Source organism: Oleiphilus sp. HI0125, assembly GCF_001635355.1.
Genome location: NZ_LWGF01000875.1, coordinates 1 through 1,015 on the forward strand (window position 1 = coordinate 1; position 1,015 = coordinate 1,015).

Below are 1,015 nucleotides of genomic sequence, written 5' to 3' on the forward strand. Positions count from 1 at the left end.
CAGGCTGCGCTACATCCCGAAGAGACTACAAACGAGCGTTTGTGAGACGGCGCAATAATAACTTAGGCCCAAAAAGAAATAAACCTGATACACAAAAAAGCACGCCGAAGCGTGCTTTTATAATGTTGTAAGAGGCGCGAAAATTTAAGCGTTTAGAACTTCCAATACTTCTTCCAACTCAGCAATCATTTCTTTGATTAGCTGATTTGGTTTTTCGTTATCAGAACCATCCGAATCACTCGCCAACTTCTGCTTCGCTCCGCCAATGGTATAACCTTCATCATACAACAGACTTCTAATCTGTCGGATCATCAAGACATCTTGGCGCTGATAATAACGTCGGTTTCCGCGACGTTTAACAGGCGATAGCTGAGGGAATTCTTGCTCCCAATATCTAAGTACGTGGGCTTTGACGCCACATAGTTCACTTACTTCACCAATTGTGAAGTAACGCTTTCCGGGAATAACCGGCAATTCGTGATTATGACTGGGTTCCAGCATATTCTTCTACTTTTGCTTTTAATTTTTGACCGGGTCTAAACGTTACCACACGACGAGCAGAAATGGGAATCTCTTCCCCCGTTTTGGGATTTCTGCCCGGGCGCTGTTTCTTATCGCGTAGATCGAAGTTACCAAAACCAGAAAGTTTGACTTGTTCATTGTGGGCCAAGGCATCACAAATCTCTTCAAAAAACGCTTCAACCATCTCTTTGGATTCGCGCTTATTCAAACCAACTTCCTCATATAGGCTTTCCGCCATATCTGCTTTGGTCAAAGCTCCCATGCTCTAACTCCTTATTTTTGCATCAAACCTCGCAGAAAGTGCAGTGACAACCTTGTCAAACGATTGAGTTATCTCTTCGTCATTCAACGTACGATCCACACGCTGCCAACTCATCCCCATCGCGATGCTCTTCAAACCATCACCTAGGTTGTCGCCAACATATACATCAAACACGTTCAAATCGACTAAGTCTTCACCCGCATTTTCGCGAACTACTGATTCAATATCCTG

At 43.9% G+C, this 1,015-nt stretch carries 3 protein-coding genes; all 3 read right to left on the minus strand.

The annotated features are described in order from the left end of the window. Positions 1-144: 144 nt before the first annotated feature. On the minus strand, positions 145-501 hold the full coding sequence (locus A3762_RS14545) for a MerR family transcriptional regulator (RefSeq protein ID WP_068476600.1): 357 nt from the start codon (positions 499-501) through the stop codon (positions 145-147). Further along, positions 482-784, minus strand: coding sequence for an integration host factor subunit alpha (gene ihfA / locus A3762_RS14550; RefSeq protein ID WP_068503101.1), 303 nt, complete (start codon positions 782-784; stop codon positions 482-484). The genes A3762_RS14545 and ihfA overlap by 20 nt, the downstream gene beginning before the upstream one ends. A 3-nt stretch (positions 785-787) precedes the next feature. Continuing rightward, a partial coding sequence (locus tag A3762_RS14555; protein ID WP_156493476.1) for a hypothetical protein occupies positions 788-1,015 on the minus strand: 228 nt, incomplete at its 5' end.

What these genes read in the sequence shown, in the direction of transcription:
- A3762_RS14545 (WP_068476600.1), bottom strand. Translation starts at nt 501, where the DNA reads ATGCTGGAACCCAGTCATAATCACGAATTGCCGGTTATTCCCGGAAAG.
- ihfA (WP_068503101.1), bottom strand. Translation starts at nt 784, where the DNA reads ATGGGAGCTTTGACCAAAGCAGATATGGCGGAAAGCCTATATGAGGAA.